This window comes from Bacillus cereus group sp. BfR-BA-01331, assembly GCF_022663915.1.
In the GTDB taxonomy this organism is placed as follows: Bacteria; Bacillota; Bacilli; order Bacillales; family Bacillaceae_G; genus Bacillus_A; species Bacillus_A mycoides.
Window position 1 is genome coordinate 209,842 of record NZ_JAKUGJ010000005.1, and the last position, 18,141, is coordinate 227,982.

The window sequence follows — 18,141 nt, forward strand, 5'->3', positions numbered from 1 at the left end:
AATGGGGACGATTTTAGACAAAATTGTAGATCAAAAGAAAGTAGAAGTTGCGGAGTTATATGAAACATATTCACCAGTGAAAGAAAAAAGGAAAACACACTCACTTGTAAAAGCTTTAGAGCAGTTTACTGTAATAGCAGAGGTAAAGCGAGCGTCTCCATCAAAAGGCGATATTAATTTACACGTTGATGTGCCAAAACAAGTGAAAACATATGAAGAATGCGGTGCTGGAGCAGTTTCGGTTTTAACAGACGGTCAATTTTTTAAAGGGTCGTTTCACGACTTACAAACGGCAAGAGCAGAAAGTAACATTCCGCTTTTATGTAAAGATTTTATAATCGATAAAATCCAAATTGATAGAGCGTATGAAGCTGGTGCAGATCTTATTTTATTAATTGTTGCAGCATTGTCAAAAGAGAAATTAAACGAGCTTTATAACTACGTGCTAGAAAAAGGATTAGAAGCGATTGTTGAAGTTCATGATGAACAGGAATTAGAAATTGCAATCCGATTAAATCCGCACGTTATCGGTATTAACAACCGTAATTTAAAAACATTTGAAGTAGATTTAAGCCAAACTGAAAAGCTCGGAAAACGGCTGAATGAGGAAAACCTACTTTGGATTAGTGAAAGCGGCATTCATTCAAAAGAAGATATCATTCGCGTCAAACGAGCTGGTGCAAAAGGCGTATTAGTCGGAGAAGCGCTTATGACATCATCTTCTATAAGTAACTTTTTCGAAGACTGTAAGGTGAGCATATGAAAGTGAAGATTTGCGGCATCACTGATATGGAAACAGCGCAAAGTGCGTGTGAATATGGCGCAGATGCAATCGGATTTGTTTTTGCAGAAAGTAAACGCCAAATCACTCCAGAGCAAGCGAAAGAAATTATTGGGGAAATTCCAGCCCACGTTTTCAAGGTCGGTGTTTTCGTAAATGAATCAGTAGAAGTGATCCAGAAAATTGCAGAGGAGTGCGGGTTAACGCATGTGCAACTACATGGGGATGAAGACAATGATCAAATCATAAGATTGAATATTCCGTCTATAAAAGCGGTAGGAGTAGCTTTAGAGAAAGATATTGAATGTGCGAAAAAATACGATACAGATTATCTGTTATTTGATAGCCCGAAAGAAAAGTTCCACGGAGGAAACGGAAAGACATTCTCATGGGAGTTACTTGCACATATGCCAAAAGCATTGCGAGAGAAAACGATATTAGCTGGCGGATTAAACATCCTTAATATAGAAGAAGCAATTCGAACTGTTCGGCCATATATGATCGATGTGAGTAGTGGGGTAGAGACAGAAGGAAAGAAAGATTTGGAGAAAATAAAACAATTTATTAAAAAAGCGAAGGAGTGTTCCAAATGAATTATGCATATCCAGATGAAAAAGGGCATTACGGTATATACGGAGGACGATACGTTCCAGAAACGTTAATGCAATCCGTATTAGAACTAGAAGAAGCATATAAAGAAGCGATGCAAGATGAAGCGTTTCAAAAGGAATTAGATCATTATTTACAAACGTACGTTGGAAGAGAAACACCGCTTTATTTCGCTGAAAATATGACGAAGTATTGCGGCGGAGCAAAGATTTATTTGAAACGTGAAGATTTGAACCATACGGGAGCTCATAAAATTAACAATACAATCGGTCAAGCACTTCTTGCGGTAAGAATGGGTAAGAAGAAAGTTGTCGCTGAAACAGGAGCAGGACAACACGGAGTTGCAACAGCTACTGTATGTGCACTTTTCGGTTTAGAATGCGTCATCTTCATGGGAGAAGAAGATGTGAGACGACAAAAATTAAACGTGTTTCGAATGGAATTACTCGGAGCAAAAGTAGAAAGCGTTGCGGCAGGTAGCGGCACGTTGAAAGATGCGGTAAACGAGGCGCTTCGTTACTGGGTTTCACATGTACACGATACGCACTACATTATGGGATCAGTTCTCGGGCCACATCCATTCCCGCAAATTGTTCGTGATTTCCAAAGTGTAATTGGGAAAGAAACGAAAAAGCAATACGAAGCGTTAGAAGGAAAATTACCAGAAGCAGTCGTTGCTTGTATTGGCGGTGGTAGTAATGCAATGGGAATGTTTTATCCGTTCGTACACGATGAAGAAGTTGCTCTTTACGGTGTTGAAGCAGCTGGAAAAGGTGTTCACACAGAAAAGCACGCAGCCACTTTAACGAAAGGAAGTGTCGGTGTTTTACACGGATCGATGATGTACCTTCTGCAAAATGAAGAAGGGCAAATTCAAGAAGCACACTCTATTTCGGCAGGGCTGGATTACCCAGGTGTTGGGCCAGAACATAGCTTGCTAAAAGATATTGGCCGCGTTTCTTATCATTCCATTACAGATGAAGAAGCGTTAGAAGCATTTCAATTATTAACGAAAAAAGAAGGGATTATCCCGGCATTAGAAAGTTCACATGCTGTTGCATACGCTTTAAAACTAGCGCCGCAAATGAAGAAAGACGAAGGACTTGTCATTTGTTTATCCGGCCGCGGTGATAAAGATGTAGAGAGTATAAAACGTTATATGGAAGAGGTGTAAAAAATGGGAGTAGAAAAAATTATAGCAGCGTTTGAAAATGGCAAGAAAGCATTTATTCCGTATGTAATGGGCGGAGATGGTGGACTTGAAAAGTTAAAAGAAAGAATTCGTTTTCTTGATGAAGCAGGGGCAAGCATCGTTGAAATTGGTATCCCATTTTCAGATCCAGTCGCAGACGGTCCAACTATTCAAAGGGCAGGAAAAAGAGCATTAGATAGCGGTGTAACATTGAAAGGTATTTTTCAAGCATTAATAGAGGTGAGGCAAGAAGTTCAAATTCCATTTGTACTTATGACATATTTAAATCCAGTACTCGCATTCGGAAAGGAACGTTTCATTGAGAGTTGTCTTGAAGCAGGGGTGGACGGTATTATCGTTCCAGACTTACCGTATGAAGAACAAGACATTATTGCACCGCTCCTTCGCGTGGCGAATATCGCTTTAATTCCACTCGTTACCGTAACGAGCCCTATTGAACGAATCGAAAAAATTACGAGTGAATCACAAGGATTCGTCTACGCCGTTACAGTAGCGGGTGTAACAGGAGTACGTCAAAATTTTAAAGATGAGATTCGTAGTTACTTAGAAAAAGTAAAAGCACACGTCCACTTACCAGTAGTCGCAGGATTCGGTATTTCAACAAGAGAGCAAATTGAAGAAATGATTACAATATGTGATGGAGTAGTCGTTGGAAGTAAAGTCATTGAGCTGTTAGAAAATGAAAAGCGAGAAGAAATTTGTGAGTTAATACATGCAGTAAAAGAAACAGAAGAGGCTTAAGTCTCTTCTGTTTCTTTTGTGTAATAAATGTTAAAATATACAGAAAATACTTATAACTTAGAGGGTGAGAAGGCATGCTAAGACGTAAACTATTATATCTTCTTTTAACTGTACCATTATACGCTTGGCTCATTAGCATGACGAAAATAGAGTTGATGGCTCTGTTTTTAGGATATGTATTCATCTTTTCCCAATTAAATAGAATACAAGAGCAATCTATTTTAGAAGTATGTATATTTTCGGTTAGTATAGAACTATTTAGTATCGTTTCGATTGTATTATTAAGTGAATTATTCCAATGGATCCATTCATTTGAATTAATAAAACTTGGGAATATTGTATTGCAAGTAATATGTGCTTATATTGTGTTTGTTGTACTAGAAAAAATAATTGGACAGCAGACGGTTTTTCAGGATAAAAGATAAAATATTAGTTATTCAAAAAAGGAGCCAAGCGGCTCCTTTTTTAAATCTGTTATAAAAATAATTAAAAATCATAACATCTGTTATATAATAGTTAAAAATTGCACTTTTTACGAAAAGAGATGATAGCATGGCCATATTGTTGGCACTTATCCCGATTATGATGATTTTTATTTGTTTGTTTTTGTTTAAACAAACGTCATTAAGAGCCTCATTAATCTCTTATGCCGTTTCTGTCGGAATCGTTTTACTCTCGCCAACGTTTCAATTAGGGATAAGTGAAACTGTACACGCAACAATTAAAGGGTGGTTAATTTGTTTTATTGTCGGATACGTTTTATTTTTCGGTATTTTTTTATTTCACCTCATGAACAAAATGGGATACATCGATCAAGTAGCACGATTTCTAGAACAAGTCACGCGCGATCGATTATTGCAAATGCTTCTTATGTGTTTTGGTATTTGTCCACTTATTGAATCAGTGAGTGGATTCGGAATTGGTTTTATGGTCGCAGCACCTATTTTTCTTTCGCTCGGTTATAAACCGTTTCAAGCTGTGCTACTATCGTTTATCGGTTTACTTGCAAGTTCATGGGGCGCAATGGCAACGGGTACGATTATCGGTTCTCAGCTTATTAACATGCCGCTCACAACTCTTGGTACAAATACAGCATTATTAAGCATCCCGATTTTCGCATATTTTATCTTCCTTTCTTTATACGTTGTCGGTGGCTGGCAGGCAGTTATAGAAAAGTGGAAGGAAGGAGTAGGATTCTTTCTATTATTTTCTCTCGGAATCTATCTTTCTAACGCATACGTAAGTGTTGAACTAGCAGGGATATTAAGTTCTATCGTTACCATTTCATTTGGTTTTTTAATCATTAAGTTAAAAGGAAAAGATGAGCAAAACCTTTTAACAGAACATGCGGCGGCTACGGAGAGAGAAGTATCGATTATAAAAATTATTAGCCCTTATATATTCTTAACAGTTTGTATTTTACTTTCTCGCCTCGTTCCAGCATTACATGATTTTCTTAGGTCATATGCAGTTCTCGATTTAAAATCATATTCTTACAAACTAGAGCTACTATATTCGCCAGGATTTTGGCTCGCCATGACTTGTTTATTTACAATTATTTTCTTCCACATTCCATCTAATGTTATTAAACAATCACTCTCGCAAACGATAAAACAATGGATTCCTTTCGCTATTACAACGACGATGTTCATTGCAATTTCAGAACTAATGGGCGCATCTGGTATGCATTCATTACTCGCAAAAACAGCTGGTGAAACCTTTGGTACCTTTTTCGTTTTCGTTGCTCCATTCATAGGCGGAATTGGCGGTTTTTTAACTGGTAGTAACGCAGGATCAAATGCGATGTTTATAAAGCTACAAATGCAAACAGCCCAAAACGTAGCACTCCCGTGGCAATACGTCACGACGCTCCAAAACACCGCATCATCAGTAGCGACAATCGCTTGTCCATCACGGATTACACTAGGCGCGTATTTATGCAATATCCCGTATCGTGAAAATGAACTATTAAAGAAGACGACGTTAATGATTTTTGGTGCGGTGTTACTTGTAGTAGTGGAAGTTTTCTTTTGGTATATATTGAGAAATTAAAAATCCTCCTAACATAGGAGGATTTTCTTTATGACTGGATAATGTTTTAAATATGAAAAGCTTCTACTAAATGAATAGGAGATGAAAGGTATGCCCTTAAAAAACTACGGTGTATTAAAAGGTACAGTTATACAATCTAAGATTGGAAAAGGCAAAACACCTCATTATCAAGTTCATTTACAAGGTGAAGCAGGAGTAGATTATCGCATTGCAATTAACGTGAAATCGCAAAGTTATCCATCGGAAGTTTTATATTTTGCGAGCGACGATATTCGATCAGAGGCGATTCATATTTTACCGACATTACCGTTCGGTTTTACAGAAATAAAAAATAATGAACCGAAAGTAGCTTTAGATTATGTAAGAGGTAATTTATTTGATTCCAAGCAAATGATTCCTTTACCTGCTGAAAAAGCAGGAGTTGATAATGATTTAAATGAAAAGATAGAGCGTTATATAAAGCGAGCAATAGAAGAAAAGGCGATTATTTATGCGTTTGGTGAAAGGTGGGGACCAGAAGAAAAGGTTCCGGATTCGTATTTCCACTTTACACCTGGAAACGGTATACACGATATTCACATGAATCAAGGGAATGTAGAGAAATGGCAAGGGGATAATGGTATATGGCAAGATGGTGGTTTGCTCATTCATTTTGAAAAGAAAGAAGAGTGGGTAGGTATTTTCCTTGCTTTTCAGTCGCAATCATGGTGTACGGATGAAGAGGGGTATGCTCGTGTTCCGGTTGAGCATTGTGATTATAAGAGAAATAATTGATGGGAAGAGGGCGTTCACAATGAACGCCCTCCTCTTATTTTATAAAACACAAAACTCACAAGTGTAGAAATACAAGAGAAAAGAAGCGCCACACTAGAAAACGCAATGAGATACATATTATACTTCATCATTTTTCCGATGAGTTGGTTACTATCGTACTGAAAAAGTCCTGCAATTATATTGAATAAAAATAACATGATAAACATGACGATAACACCGTCTATTGATCCTTTAATGTCTGGTTTACTTAAAGCGATATGTGCAGAAATACAAATGGCGATAAATAAAAATAACCAAAATGAAGGATTCAATAAATTGTTAAATGTAAATAAGCTTTTCAATAATACAAACGTCGATAGTAGCATGTTTTGGATCATGTCTAAGTTAATAGAAGTCGATGCAACAGTTTTTTCCAGATTCGTATTAAATAAATAATATGACTCTGGTACGAAATAGCGCATTAAAAGTATTAAGGCAGTAATACCAGAAATAATAGGACCGATGCCGATAAAGAAATTACCGATCCGTTGATATACGCTTTTTTGATTGTATTGATGTTGGACGTAACCTAAAGCTCCTTGACTTGTATCTGTCGGGAAGAACTGAGTTGCTACAATTTTATGGCGGAATAATAGACACATAATTGCATGCCCAAGCTCATGAACGGGAACACCGATCCATGCAGTTAAAAGAAATCCCTTCCTACCAAAAGCTCTCGACCAATACGTTCGTGTGAGAGATTCTAAATAACCTAATATAAATCCAATTACAATGATGACACCAATTAAAGAAAATAATTGGATCACGCTTGTAAGGAGTGTTTGAAAAATCGAGTTTACAAATTCCACTGTCTTCATCCAATCTGTTTAAAGTTTCACTTTATTTGCTCTGTTTCATAATACCATTATTTTTCTATAATACTAGCACACATAGTTTCGTTTAAAAGAAGGATTTCATATTCTTTTTCTTGTAGTCATGTTTTATGTACAAAGTCATATATTGAATTTGTAACATCCTATAAGGTATATGCTTAAGGAGGGATGAGAGAATGAAATGTCCGGCATGTCATACTGAAAATGCAGCGGAAGCAAGGTTTTGCGGGAATTGTGGACATTCGTTAACGGAAGAAGTGGTAGCGAGTGGTGGGCAGGAAGAAGGGCAGCTATCGCGCCCGGCACGAGTAAAGGAAACTCGTCCGAATGAAACGGTAGAGCAAGCGAAACAATTTGCAAGTGGCTATTTTCAGTTCTTTAAAAATGCTTTTAAATCACCATCGGCCATTATGGAAAGTGGAAATATTGAAGTGCGAAATGGAATTGTAAGTCTTGTGCTTATTTGTTTTTTAGGAGCGTGTATTTTTTATAGAATGATGAGCGCAGCGGCGACTGTTACGAGGACATTAGTGCCAGATATAGCTACTCCTACTTTCTTTGGAGAATCTGTAATGGTCTTTTTCTTTTCTTGAAGCATTCGGTATATGGGGGACGATAGCGACGCCAGCTATTGCTATATTAGTGCTTTCTTTTCTTTTTAGTTTTTTATTAATCTTCTTCTTACCAATCTTATTAGGGCTGGCTACAACGTATATGGGAATTAGTATAATTGTAGCTATATTAAAACTAGACAACGGCGGATTAGATCCTGTTTACACACTTATGATTGCAAGTGTTTTAATCGGAATTGCAACGTTTCTTGTATTTTGGTCTTACATTAACACGATAATTCAAACCTTTACTGGGGGATTAACAGGCTTCTAATGAAAAGGTGGTTGAATGGATGAATGTATGTACTAAGTGCGGAGTTCAGTATGAAGATGGAGTGCAATTTTGCCAAAACTGCGGGATGAAGAGGGAAAGTCTTGTAGTAAAGAAGAAAATGAGCGGTGGTACAAAAGTTGGCATTACACTCTTAACATTACTTGTTATAGTAATTGTTGGATTGTATTTGTATGGATCATCGTATTATAAGCAGACGGCACAAGTAGACCGAATGATTACTATTTTACAAGAGAGGGACGGGGAGAAATTAGCTGAGATCACCACGGCAGATGATCCAGCCGTTATTGTCACAAGAGAGAGTGTAACGCCTCTATTTTCATATATAAAAGAAAATCCATCTTACGTGAATGAATTGAACGAATATTTGAGGCAAGGTGAAAAACAAGGGGATGGAATAGAAAGAGCAGATTTTTCTTTAACGAAAGATGGGAAGTATTTCTTTTTATTTGATCGGTATAAATTGAAAGCGAAGACGTATTATACGACGCTGCTTTCAAATGAAAAAGGTACATCTTTAAAAATGAACGGAAAAGAAATTGATAAGACAAATGACAAAAAGTTTGAGAAGCAATATGGACCGTTTCTTCCAGGAACTCAAGTGTTTCAAGCGGAATATAAAAATGACTATGTAAAACTATCACGAGAGGAAAAGGTTGTACTTATAAAACAAAGTCAAAATAATGTAACGGTAGATTTAACGTTGCAAGGGCAATATATTACAGTTCAAACGAATGCGCCTGGTGCAACATTGTACGTGAATCAAAAGCCAGTTACAGCGTTGACCGGAGAAGAAATTAAGTGGGGACCGGTAGCGACCGATGGAAGTGCGGCGATTTATTTAGAACGAAATGGAGAAAACGGAAGGGAAACGACAAAGGTAGAAACGGTAACGGCACTGTCGGCTTATAATCTTCCATTCCAAAAGAAAGGTATAGAAAAAACAGTTGTTTACAATGTTACTCCGCCTACGACTGGGTATGTATATAATGGTTTCATCTTCCCTGATAGTGATATTCGAAAATTAACAAGTGCGGACTTAACATATTTAACGAAAGAACAATTGAAAATTGCGAGAAATGAAGTATACGCAAGGCATGGACATGTTTTTCAAACGAAAGATATGCAAGCGTATTTTTCAAAACAGTCCTGGTACAGAGAAAATCCGTATTTTACAGGAACGTTAACGAGTGTGGAATCTTATAATGTTGAACTGATTAAATCAAGAGAATAGAGTACGTGAAAAAGGTACAGTGTATATTACTGTACCTTTTTTATGGTTATTTAGCTGGACCAGGATCCCTTGAGAAAAAGATGTGAAAGAGGAATGTAACTTTACTTGCTCCTCCTGATGTACTTGCTTGCACATCAGATAAAGAACTAGACGTTAAAGCAGCTTCGGAACGAGGAGGGACGATTATTTTGAGAGTATCGTCTGATTCTGAGGATATAGTAACTGTTATTGTATCCTCAGAAAAATTTACAATTTTAACAGTACCAACTGGGAAGATGGATTTGCGAGCGTGTGAGGCAGAAGCAAAGCGAGTCGATTTCCAAATAGTTTGTGAGAAAGTGTCATTATCAGATAACCAAGCACGTGCACTGTATAAAGTTACACTAACGGTAAACTCTTGTTCAAGCGGGAGGGCGGGTCTCGGTTCTATCGGTTCCTCTGGAAGCTGGACGAGAAGGCCGGCGCACATGTATATTTCACCTACTTTCGATAGTTGCTGTTATAGCATATTAAACATGTTGTTTATAAGACACGACACTTACCTAGTAAAGTATAGGTAAGTGCACCAAATTTGAAGATGGAAGTCTCATTCTTTACAATAGAGGTAGGTGTTATTTCTATAAAATATGGAAATCGTAAAGAGTATGTAAAAAAGAAGGAGTGGTAAAGTGAACTATGTCATTATTGGCGGAGATGCAGCAGGTATGAGTGCAGCAATGCAAATTGTTAGAAACGATGAAACTGCAAATGTTGTAACGTTAGAAAAAGGTGAAATCTATTCATACGCTCAGTGCGGATTACCGTATGTGATTAGTGGTGTTATTGCTTCTACTGAAAAGTTAATTGCACGCGATGTAAAGACGTTTCGTGATAAATATGGAATTGATGCGAAAGTACGTCATGAAGTAACGAAAATAGATACGGAAAAGAAAATGGTGTACGCAGAGCATACGGAGACGAAAGATGTTTTTGAATTTCCGTATGACCGTTTATTAATTGCGACTGGAGTGCGTCCTGTTATGCCAGAATGGGAAGGGCGAGATTTGCAAGGCGTTCATCTTTTAAAAACAATTCCGGATGCTGAGCGTATAGTAGGCACGTTACAAACAAATGGTGTTGAGCACGTAACGATTATTGGCGGCGGTGCAATTGGTCTAGAGATGGCAGAAACATTTGTAGAACTAGGAAAGAAAGTAAGAATGATTGAGAGAAACGATCATATTGGCACAATTTATGATGCGGATATGGCGGAATATATACATAAAGAAGCAGATAAACATAATATTGAAATTTTAACGAATGAAAATGTAAAAGCGTTTAAAGGAAAAGAAAGAGTAGAACAACTGGAGACGGATAAAGGGACGTATAAAACTGATCTCGTTTTAGTATCTGTCGGTGTACAGTCAAATACTGATTTTCTTGAGGGGACAAATATACGTAAAAACCATAAAGGTGCAATTGAAGTAAATGCTTATATGCAAACGAATGTGAAAGACGTATACGCTGCTGGTGATTGTGCAACACATTACCATGTTATAAAGGAAATTCATGACCATATCCCGCTTGGAACGACTGCGAATAAACAAGGGCGACTTGCTGGACTCAATATGGTTGATAAACGAAGAGCATTTAAAGGTACGTTAGGTACAGGGATTATTAAATTTATGGATTTGACGCTCGCAAGAACAGGCTTAAATGAAAAAGAAGCAAAAGGGCTAAACATCCCGTATAAGACGGTCAAAGTAGATTCAACAAATATGGCAGGCTATTACCCGAGTGCTTCGCCACTTCACTTGAAATTACTATATCACGCCGATACGAAACAATTATTAGGCGGACAAGTAATTGGAGAAGAAGGTGTAGATAAACGTATTGATGTTATCGCAATGGCACTTTTCAATAAAATGAGTATTCATGATTTAGAAGATGTCGACTTAAGTTACGCACCACCATATAACAGCGTTTGGGATCCAATTCAACAAGCAGCAAGGAGAGCGGAATAGCACTTTTTTAAGTGCTATTTTTTTTGTGAAAGGGGAATAAATAAAGTTTCACTTTATTGTGAATATACCGTTCACCCTTGAAAACATAGTACGTATCGCTTATATTGTCATATAGTATTTATTTTTTAATAAAGCAATGAACGAACCAGGGGGCACAGTATGGCAATTAACATGAATACAATCGAAGAATGGATTGCTGAATCAAATGCAAGAAACGAAGAAGACTTAGGAAACGTTGTTGAAGAGATGAAAGAAGTATGTGTCGGACTTGATAACGCGACATTAATTTATACGAAAAACGTATTTTGTTTCGGTAAGAAAGTAGAAGTATTCTTCTTCTTCCAAGATCACGTCGTTATCGGAGAAGAGAAGGAAGAGTATATTGAGATTGAAAAATTAAAGTATGATGACATTACAAATAGCAACTTAAAAACAAATGACAAAAATACAACGTTAGAACTAAAGTTTTCTAACGGGAAAGCTATTAATTTAGATAGTCTAAATGATAACTACGGTACGAAAAACTGGTTATTTGCAAGACAAATTAAGAGTATTTTTAAAGTAATCTAGTAAAAAAGGCAGACCTTGAAAGGTCTGCTTTTTTACTTATTTCCTATTAAACAAAGGCATCCTCTTTCTTCGTAACATTTCACGTTTGTAAATCCCGTCTTATAAAAAAGGTTTACTAATTCTTCGGTCGTCTTAAATTGATCCATATGATATTGGATTTTGAAAGTTTCAGCAACTAGTAAAAAGGATCCATTCGGTTTTAAGACGCGAAATACTTCTTTCATATCGCGTTCAAAATCGGGCCAAAAGTAGTGGGTTTGAAAAGCGGTAATGAGATCAAAGAAGTCCGGATGGTATGGAATAGAGGAGACGCTTGCTTGATGAATAATTACTTTCGCTGCTTTGACATCCTTCATATTTGCTTTCTTTGAGTTTTCAACAGCTTGATTGGAGTAGTCGATCCCGTATATTTTCCCAAGCGGAGTTCGTTTTGAAAGAGTCTGTATGGTTTTAGCACCCCCACAACCAATATCTAAAATAACTGCATTTTCACGTATATGTATTTTTTGTAAAGCCCAATTTGTTAGTCTCGTATGCGCAGCATTCATAATGCAAAGCATAGAGGAACCAATTGTCCCGTGAGGATTTTTCGCTTGCTCGATTAACCTTTGTAAAATACTCAATTCAAACTCTCCTTTTATATAAGAATATGTATTTATTTCGCTTTTAATAATTTAACTCCTTTAAAAAAAGCACGCCATTAATCGGCGTACTTCTAATTATGCAAGGACCCTTTTAGCCAATTTCGCGCCCTGTAAGCCCCAACAGGAATTTGAATGAGGGACGTTTCATTTCCAGCATCAATCCCGTACAATTGATCGCATGAATTTGTATCAAAACTTAGTAACGGATGCCCACCCATTCCCATCGCGGTCGCTGCAAAAACGAGTTTATGAACGAGCATGCCAGCTTCCATTTGATGAATGCGATATCCTCTATAACCTAATTTATTTTTATAGTAATCTTTATTTCCGATTACATGTAGACAAAGTGGTACTTGAAAAAGGTTTACGTTATCCATCGTCATACTGGATTGCAGAGAATAACGAAGGTCTCCGTACCGAATTGGCTGTATGGAATGTGTCCTACTGTTATAAGCGTAAGCGCCGTTTTCTATGTCTTTTACGTTATAAAAACATCCATATAGTGAGACTCGTGCGTTTTCATTTAAATATTTGCCATCAAGGTCGTTGTAATAAGGGAAGGAGAGGCTCGCTGCTTGTAGTAAAGTAGCGAGCTCGGCTGCATCCCATTTCGTTAAAATGAAGTCAGAATCAGGTGAATATCGTTTTTTACAAAGTTGTAAAAAATCATATGATAAACGTTCCACTTTAGGTAGCTGCATAGCGTGTGCACTATATTGTTGTCGTTCTTCACAGGTAAATGTTTGGAAGTGTTCTGTGGATTCAATCATAGATGCCGCGTTTATTTTTTTTATCATCGGATATTCATCTACATGTTTTGAACGAACGAAATGCTCATGTGTTAACGGCGGGATTTGCTGCAACAAGTCATGAGAAGTAATGGTTTTATTTTTACGATGATCATCATGAAACCAATCTGTATTCGGTTCTGTACTTAAAGGAATAACAGCATACACACTTTCTTCACCTTCTGACAGTCCAAGCAAATGATTCATTGCCCGGTCTAGAAATTGAAAATATACACCATTTGTATAACCGAATTGTTTTGCGCATTCAAGTAATTGACCGATGAGAACACCGCTATCTAATCCTTGAAGACGATACGAAAAGTTATTGTATTTAAAGAAGTTTTTCCAAAACATAGTGGATACAAATGCAGCACCAAAACAAGAATGTATGTTACAACGATTGCCGAGTGCTTCTGTAAGATAAGAATCAAAATTTCCTTCACGAAGTAAGATAAGACGGTGGTGCGCGGCGTCGTAATGGTAAATGCCGTCTGGATAATGATCAATTTTTAAATACATATATAATTCATTCGGATATAAAGCACCCCCAGAAGGGATGAATCTTCGAAATAGAGTCGTTGTTTTATTATTTTCTAGGTTAGTAGTAGGCTGACATAATTGTGTTAAACCAAATGAGTACCAAAGATAATGACCGATTTCCTCTAAGTTAGATTTAGTAGAAGAATTTCGCAAAGTTAATGGAATTTCTAAAGAGAGAGGGATGACTGGTAAATTTCGATATAATTTATAAGGAAGTGGTGCGTCTTCCCAGTTAATCTCTTTATCGGACGACATAATTTCATTAATAGAAAAATGGAGATGATGTAAAAAAGTATCAGGTTGCATCAAATTTCCCCCTCACTATGAATTATGGAAACGGATGCGGATGTGGATTTAAACTTTCATTCGTTAAAGGCTCAGCCCAATATCCAAGTGTCATCGGTACGGTATACACTCTATCCAGTCCTGTAACCCGAGTGAGATGGTGACCGAACGTCATCGGTAACATGCCTGGAATAATTACTTTTACACAATGTAAGCCGTTCTTTTCTATAAGGGGGACCGTTTGATCTACAACAATTACTTCAAGTCCAGATTGATGTAACCTGTTTAAAAGTTGATGAAGATCAGATGTTAAATCCATATCAAATGATTGTAATGCATTCATTTCTTGGAACGTTTGCACTGGAGCATCATCACGTAAAAGGAAGTGAAGACGTTCTTCCGCTTCTTTCAATCCGTACAACATACTATGATCTTCCATTTGCGAAACAAGATATGGATCTTGTAAACAGTTTTCATATTTCTCTCTTTTTTGTTCAAGCTCTTCATCTGTTATAAGTAACATGCCCGCTATTTCATGAATTGCATTTTTTACAGCTCGAATTGGTTCCATATGTGCGCCGCCAGCACAGACGAGATTCATACCATCTTGCCTTGTATTTTTCGCAATGACCCATATGCTCGGAATACCATGTTCCATCGTCGCGTTGAAAACGTATAATTCATATCCAGTAATTGTGCGTAAGCGTTCCAACATTAGTTGCAATTCAGTATCATTGGCTGAACTAAGATCGAGACGGGGAAGAGGTAATTCGGCATACCAAGTGAGCAAAAAGGCGTCACGCTCTACAATTTCTAAAATGCCGTGAAAAATTGCTTCTTCTAAACTACCACCAATTGCACATCCATTTGATGTTTCATACACGAAAGCATCTCTATGACCAAGGCTATAATAAGCGATTGATTCTGGAACTAGAAGTGGTCGGTTTTGTAATAAAGAATATCCCCATACCCAGTTTTGCTCATAATCAGGATCAAACGGCTTAAATGGAAAACTATCACGATTGTAATGTTCATTTGTATGCACACCAAGTGTGAGGGGATTAAGTGCAACATCTTCTAGCTCACGAAAACTGCCATGTACATTTGTTTTTTTTCCACGAGGCGACATACCGCAATAGCGTTCTAATCCTTCTAAAATAGCAGTTGCTTCACTAAGTGCAAATGAATGAGTCCGGCCCGCGACACCTTCATTTCCAAACAGTAACGGCATGTTTATAATGACATCAGCAAACGGTAATAGAGAATGTTGCATTTGGCCGTTTAAAATACCAGTCCGGTAATCTAAATAGTCTCTCGTTAAAAATGTGTTTAGCTCATGAATGGAACGACAGCGATACGTTTCAGTACTCGTTTTCAAACTTGGTTGTAAAGAAATTTGCGCTGCATCTGCTGTATCGTCAGGCAAATTGCTGCATACCGGACAGAGAGGGTCTGGAAGAAACGAATTCCGGGTACATTGTAACGTTTGTAAGTCCAGTAAAATGAGTTCGCTTTCTAAAGAAGAATATCCATGAGCTAATATTTTCTCTGTTTCAGCATGAATGAGCTGGCACATTTGTAACATTCCATTTTGGGTGGCGCGTACATCACGCCTCGTCACGTTCTCTGCTTTTAATGCATATTTTCGTTGTAGTTCCCACATTTCTTTTTGATCAAAGCCAGCTATAAACCGGCGTCCATCAGCGCAGTGGGAACATCCAGTTGTAAGAGGCTTCACGTAAGGACCGATAATACCTTCACCAAACGAAGTAAACGCGCGAAGCCACGGAATATTATTTGAGCGAAAGATAAGCTCAGCATCACGATGTACGGAAGAAGGAGACCCGTCATGTAAAACGAGAGCAAGATGAATGTTTTCAGGGAGAGCTTCTGTAATTGTATGCTGGCGGATGAGTGAATATTGCTTACACAATTGCTCATGTACATAGTCTGTGAGTAGGCCATCTCCTATAAGTAGTATGTTTTGAGTCATTGGTCATCCTCCTTTGCAATTAATACTCCATATACACCGTCTAAGTTGTCTCTTAAAAATGACTCAATAGCTAAATCAAAAACGAATGGATACAAGTTGTTTTCCGTTAAATTTTGCAAAGCAACTTGTAAAGACTGTACGCCTGGAATTTCTTCCTCTTCTTGTATTGCTACTCTAACAGGATCCGTACTATATAAAACAATGGATGATTCCGGTAACATATTAGCTTTATAAGGAATCTCTTCATTTTGAATATGAAGGAGTGCTTGTTGCAGAGCATTTCTTAATGCGAGTGTTATATTAATATTTGCCGCACCATACCATCTATCATTAATACCGATCCAAACGACAGGAAAACCAAGTAACTCCTCACTCATTCCTACTTTAGGTATTTCATGAATTGTAGAGAGAGCATCGTAGTAAAACCTACAATGTTTATCATGAATTTCGGTTAAATAAAGCTCTGTAATCTCTTCTAGCATATGTGATTGGCGTTCATATAACTTATTATTTAAATGTTTTTGGAGTGCTCGGTATACACCTTCTGTCATCGTTTCCCCAGCACCAATACCGATATCAGTATGTTCGGGGATAAGACGATGAATCATTTCAGCTACATATGTTTCAACTCCTGTTAAGCCAGCTTCGCGGCGTGCTTCATTATGAGTTAATCCACCGCAAGTTATAGTAGGAAGGGGAGAGGTAGGTCCGTCTGATAATGGATTTGCAACTTGAATATTGCACTGTGATAAAGGCAATTGGTGTAAATCTTGTTCATCCCACATGTGGAATATGCCAGCTTCTTTAGAAGTTAACGTATCAAAAAAACGAAAAAGTTCAGTTGAAGTATATTGTCCGGAACGATGGGCAAGGTTTTCTTGAAGATTTTGCACCGTATCAATTGTAAAGATTTCATCGGTTGCGAGAAGATGTTTTATGAAAGGGTGCCACTTTCCTTCAAGTGTTTCCAAGTTTAATAAAAAGAATTGAGGATTATGCTGCCTATGTGAATCTTCAGCGACATGTTTAAATAACTCAAAAACGATAACATTTGCTAACATTGCAGATGCAATTGGTGAGAAAGGTTCAGGTGGATTTTCACTTTGTAAAGTAGTTTCGTGTAGACGATGCCAAGCTGATTCCCAGCATTCTTCACGGTCTGCGGTTATGACGGGTCCAGCTAAACCAATTCTTGATAAGCAAATAGCTGGTATGAAATTTTTCTTAAACTCTCTACAAATAGTATGGATTGCTCTTAAACTTTCAATATCTCCATTTTGGGAAACGTATAAAATCCAGTCGAAAGGCTCGAATACTTCATGTAAAGGGCGATCAATTGTAATATCTATTTCTTGAATAAGTACATTGTCATCATTTGCATATGCATGTTCGCTTAGTTCGTGAATTCGATCGTAGTTTGTTTCAGCACGATCTGTAACAAGATAATGGAATGTAGGTAAACCAGATTCTAATAAAGAAGAAACTAGGGAAGTAAGCATATCGCCAGAACCAATTATAAGCACATTTGCTGCGCGGTACGTTTCGAATTTTAAAGCGCCTGAATGGGAATCAGCTTCTAAAAACTCAATTTGCGAAGCGTATCTGTCGAGTAATGCACTGTTTAATTCGTGGGGAGCATCTTGGCTTACATCACGAATGAAACCATTTTCATATAAAATCTCTCCAATTTCAAATACACGATTTTGATAGGGGAGAGGGAGACCATCGGTTATCTCTGTCAAAGAATGATTACCGTTAAACATAGGCATTAATTTCTCAATCCAGTCATAAATTCCATCACCATCCATACGGAATGAACTGGAGTTATTTCGAAAGTAAACACCCCCGTTTGAATCGGGGAGGAAGAAAGTATCCTTATTTGCTTTAAGTTTTGCATGAACTGGAAGGTTATTCATGTTTATCCCCCTTACGTTTTAGGCATACATTATTAGTCTATGTATTGTGATTTGTCCCGTATGAACGCAAAAAAAGCTGTAGAATGATGTATTCTACAACCTTTATATATTAGATTATTAATCTATCATGCCTTTCGAGAGGACTCCCACCTCTAAACGTAAGCGAAGGTGGTGAGGTGAATCGAAAGAAATATTTTATTTTCAAGAAAAGATAGGAAACATA

Annotated in this window: 16 protein-coding genes and 1 pseudogene; 11 read left to right on the forward strand and 6 right to left on the reverse strand. The window is 37.4% G+C overall.

Annotated features, from left to right (window positions below):
- Position 1 precedes the first annotated feature (1 nt).
- The 7 genes from trpC (at position 2) to MR155_RS11930 (ending at position 6,170) form a co-directional block, all read left to right on the forward strand.
- Positions 2–763: an indole-3-glycerol phosphate synthase TrpC gene (gene trpC, locus MR155_RS11900; protein ID WP_242309872.1), complete on the forward strand. Its 762-nt coding sequence runs from the start codon at positions 2–4 to the stop codon at positions 761–763.
- Positions 760–1,374, forward strand: a complete 615-nt coding sequence (locus tag MR155_RS11905) for a phosphoribosylanthranilate isomerase (RefSeq protein ID WP_219301734.1) — start codon at positions 760–762, stop codon at positions 1,372–1,374. The genes trpC and MR155_RS11905 overlap by 4 nt, the downstream gene beginning before the upstream one ends.
- Positions 1,371–2,564: a tryptophan synthase subunit beta gene (gene trpB, locus MR155_RS11910; protein ID WP_002086917.1), complete on the forward strand. Its 1,194-nt coding sequence runs from the start codon at positions 1,371–1,373 to the stop codon at positions 2,562–2,564. The genes MR155_RS11905 and trpB overlap by 4 nt, the downstream gene beginning before the upstream one ends.
- 3 nt (positions 2,565–2,567) lie before the next feature.
- Positions 2,568–3,344 (forward strand): tryptophan synthase subunit alpha, encoded by a 777-nt coding sequence (gene trpA / locus MR155_RS11915; protein ID WP_002011422.1) that lies wholly within the window; start codon positions 2,568–2,570, stop codon positions 3,342–3,344.
- Between the two features lie 74 nt (positions 3,345–3,418).
- Positions 3,419–3,769: a DUF4029 domain-containing protein gene (locus tag MR155_RS11920; protein ID WP_242309875.1), complete on the forward strand. Its 351-nt coding sequence runs from the start codon at positions 3,419–3,421 to the stop codon at positions 3,767–3,769.
- Positions 3,770–3,896: 127 nt separating this feature from the next.
- Complete coding sequence (locus MR155_RS11925; protein ID WP_242309877.1) at positions 3,897–5,396, forward strand: L-lactate permease; 1,500 nt, start codon at positions 3,897–3,899, stop codon at positions 5,394–5,396.
- A 90-nt stretch (positions 5,397–5,486) separates the two neighbouring features.
- A complete protein-coding gene (locus MR155_RS11930) occupies positions 5,487–6,170 on the forward strand; it encodes a DUF2278 family protein (protein WP_242309879.1) in 684 nt (227 codons plus the stop codon).
- A gap of 14 nt (positions 6,171–6,184) precedes the next feature.
- On the opposite strand, the gene MR155_RS11935 is transcribed toward MR155_RS11930, so the two are convergent.
- Positions 6,185–7,018, reverse strand: coding sequence for a hypothetical protein (locus MR155_RS11935; RefSeq protein WP_219301739.1), 834 nt, complete (start codon positions 7,016–7,018; stop codon positions 6,185–6,187).
- A gap of 200 nt (positions 7,019–7,218) precedes the next feature.
- On the opposite strand from MR155_RS11935, the pseudogene MR155_RS11940 reads away from it, so the two are divergent.
- Both MR155_RS11940 and MR155_RS11945 read left to right on the forward strand, forming a co-directional pair.
- A pseudogene (locus MR155_RS11940) lies at positions 7,219–7,927 on the forward strand (zinc ribbon domain-containing protein).
- Between the two features lie 19 nt (positions 7,928–7,946).
- Positions 7,947–9,179, forward strand: a complete 1,233-nt coding sequence (locus tag MR155_RS11945) for a TcaA 3rd/4th domain-containing protein (RefSeq protein WP_242309881.1) — start codon at positions 7,947–7,949, stop codon at positions 9,177–9,179.
- Between the two features lie 46 nt (positions 9,180–9,225).
- On the opposite strand, the gene MR155_RS11950 is transcribed toward MR155_RS11945, so the two are convergent.
- On the reverse strand, positions 9,226–9,648 hold the full coding sequence (locus MR155_RS11950; protein ID WP_242309883.1) for a hypothetical protein: 423 nt from the start codon (positions 9,646–9,648) through the stop codon (positions 9,226–9,228).
- 199 nt (positions 9,649–9,847) lie between these two features.
- Between MR155_RS11950 and MR155_RS11955 the strand changes: the two genes are divergently transcribed.
- Positions 9,848–11,182, forward strand: coding sequence for an FAD-dependent oxidoreductase (locus MR155_RS11955; protein WP_242309885.1), 1,335 nt, complete (start codon positions 9,848–9,850; stop codon positions 11,180–11,182).
- Between the two features lie 159 nt (positions 11,183–11,341).
- Positions 11,342–11,752, forward strand: a complete 411-nt coding sequence (locus MR155_RS11960) for a DUF3908 family protein (RefSeq protein WP_002030461.1) — start codon at positions 11,342–11,344, stop codon at positions 11,750–11,752.
- 32 nt (positions 11,753–11,784) lie between these two features.
- On the opposite strand, the gene MR155_RS11965 is transcribed toward MR155_RS11960, so the two are convergent.
- The 4 genes from MR155_RS11965 to MR155_RS11980 all read right to left on the reverse strand — a co-directional run bounded on the left by MR155_RS11965 (position 11,785) and on the right by MR155_RS11980 (position 17,918).
- Positions 11,785–12,375, reverse strand: coding sequence for a class I SAM-dependent methyltransferase (locus MR155_RS11965; RefSeq protein WP_242309887.1), 591 nt, complete (start codon positions 12,373–12,375; stop codon positions 11,785–11,787).
- Positions 12,376–12,467: 92 nt separating this feature from the next.
- Positions 12,468–14,030: a SagB family peptide dehydrogenase gene (locus MR155_RS11970; RefSeq protein ID WP_242309889.1), complete on the reverse strand. Its 1,563-nt coding sequence runs from the start codon at positions 14,028–14,030 to the stop codon at positions 12,468–12,470.
- A gap of 22 nt (positions 14,031–14,052) precedes the next feature.
- A complete protein-coding gene (locus MR155_RS11975; RefSeq protein WP_242309892.1) occupies positions 14,053–16,002 on the reverse strand; it encodes a TOMM precursor leader peptide-binding protein in 1,950 nt (649 codons plus the stop codon).
- Positions 15,999–17,918: a putative thiazole-containing bacteriocin maturation protein gene (locus tag MR155_RS11980; RefSeq protein ID WP_242309895.1), complete on the reverse strand. Its 1,920-nt coding sequence runs from the start codon at positions 17,916–17,918 to the stop codon at positions 15,999–16,001. Before MR155_RS11980 ends, MR155_RS11975 begins: the two co-directional genes overlap by 4 nt.
- Positions 17,919–18,141: the final 223 nt, after the last annotated feature.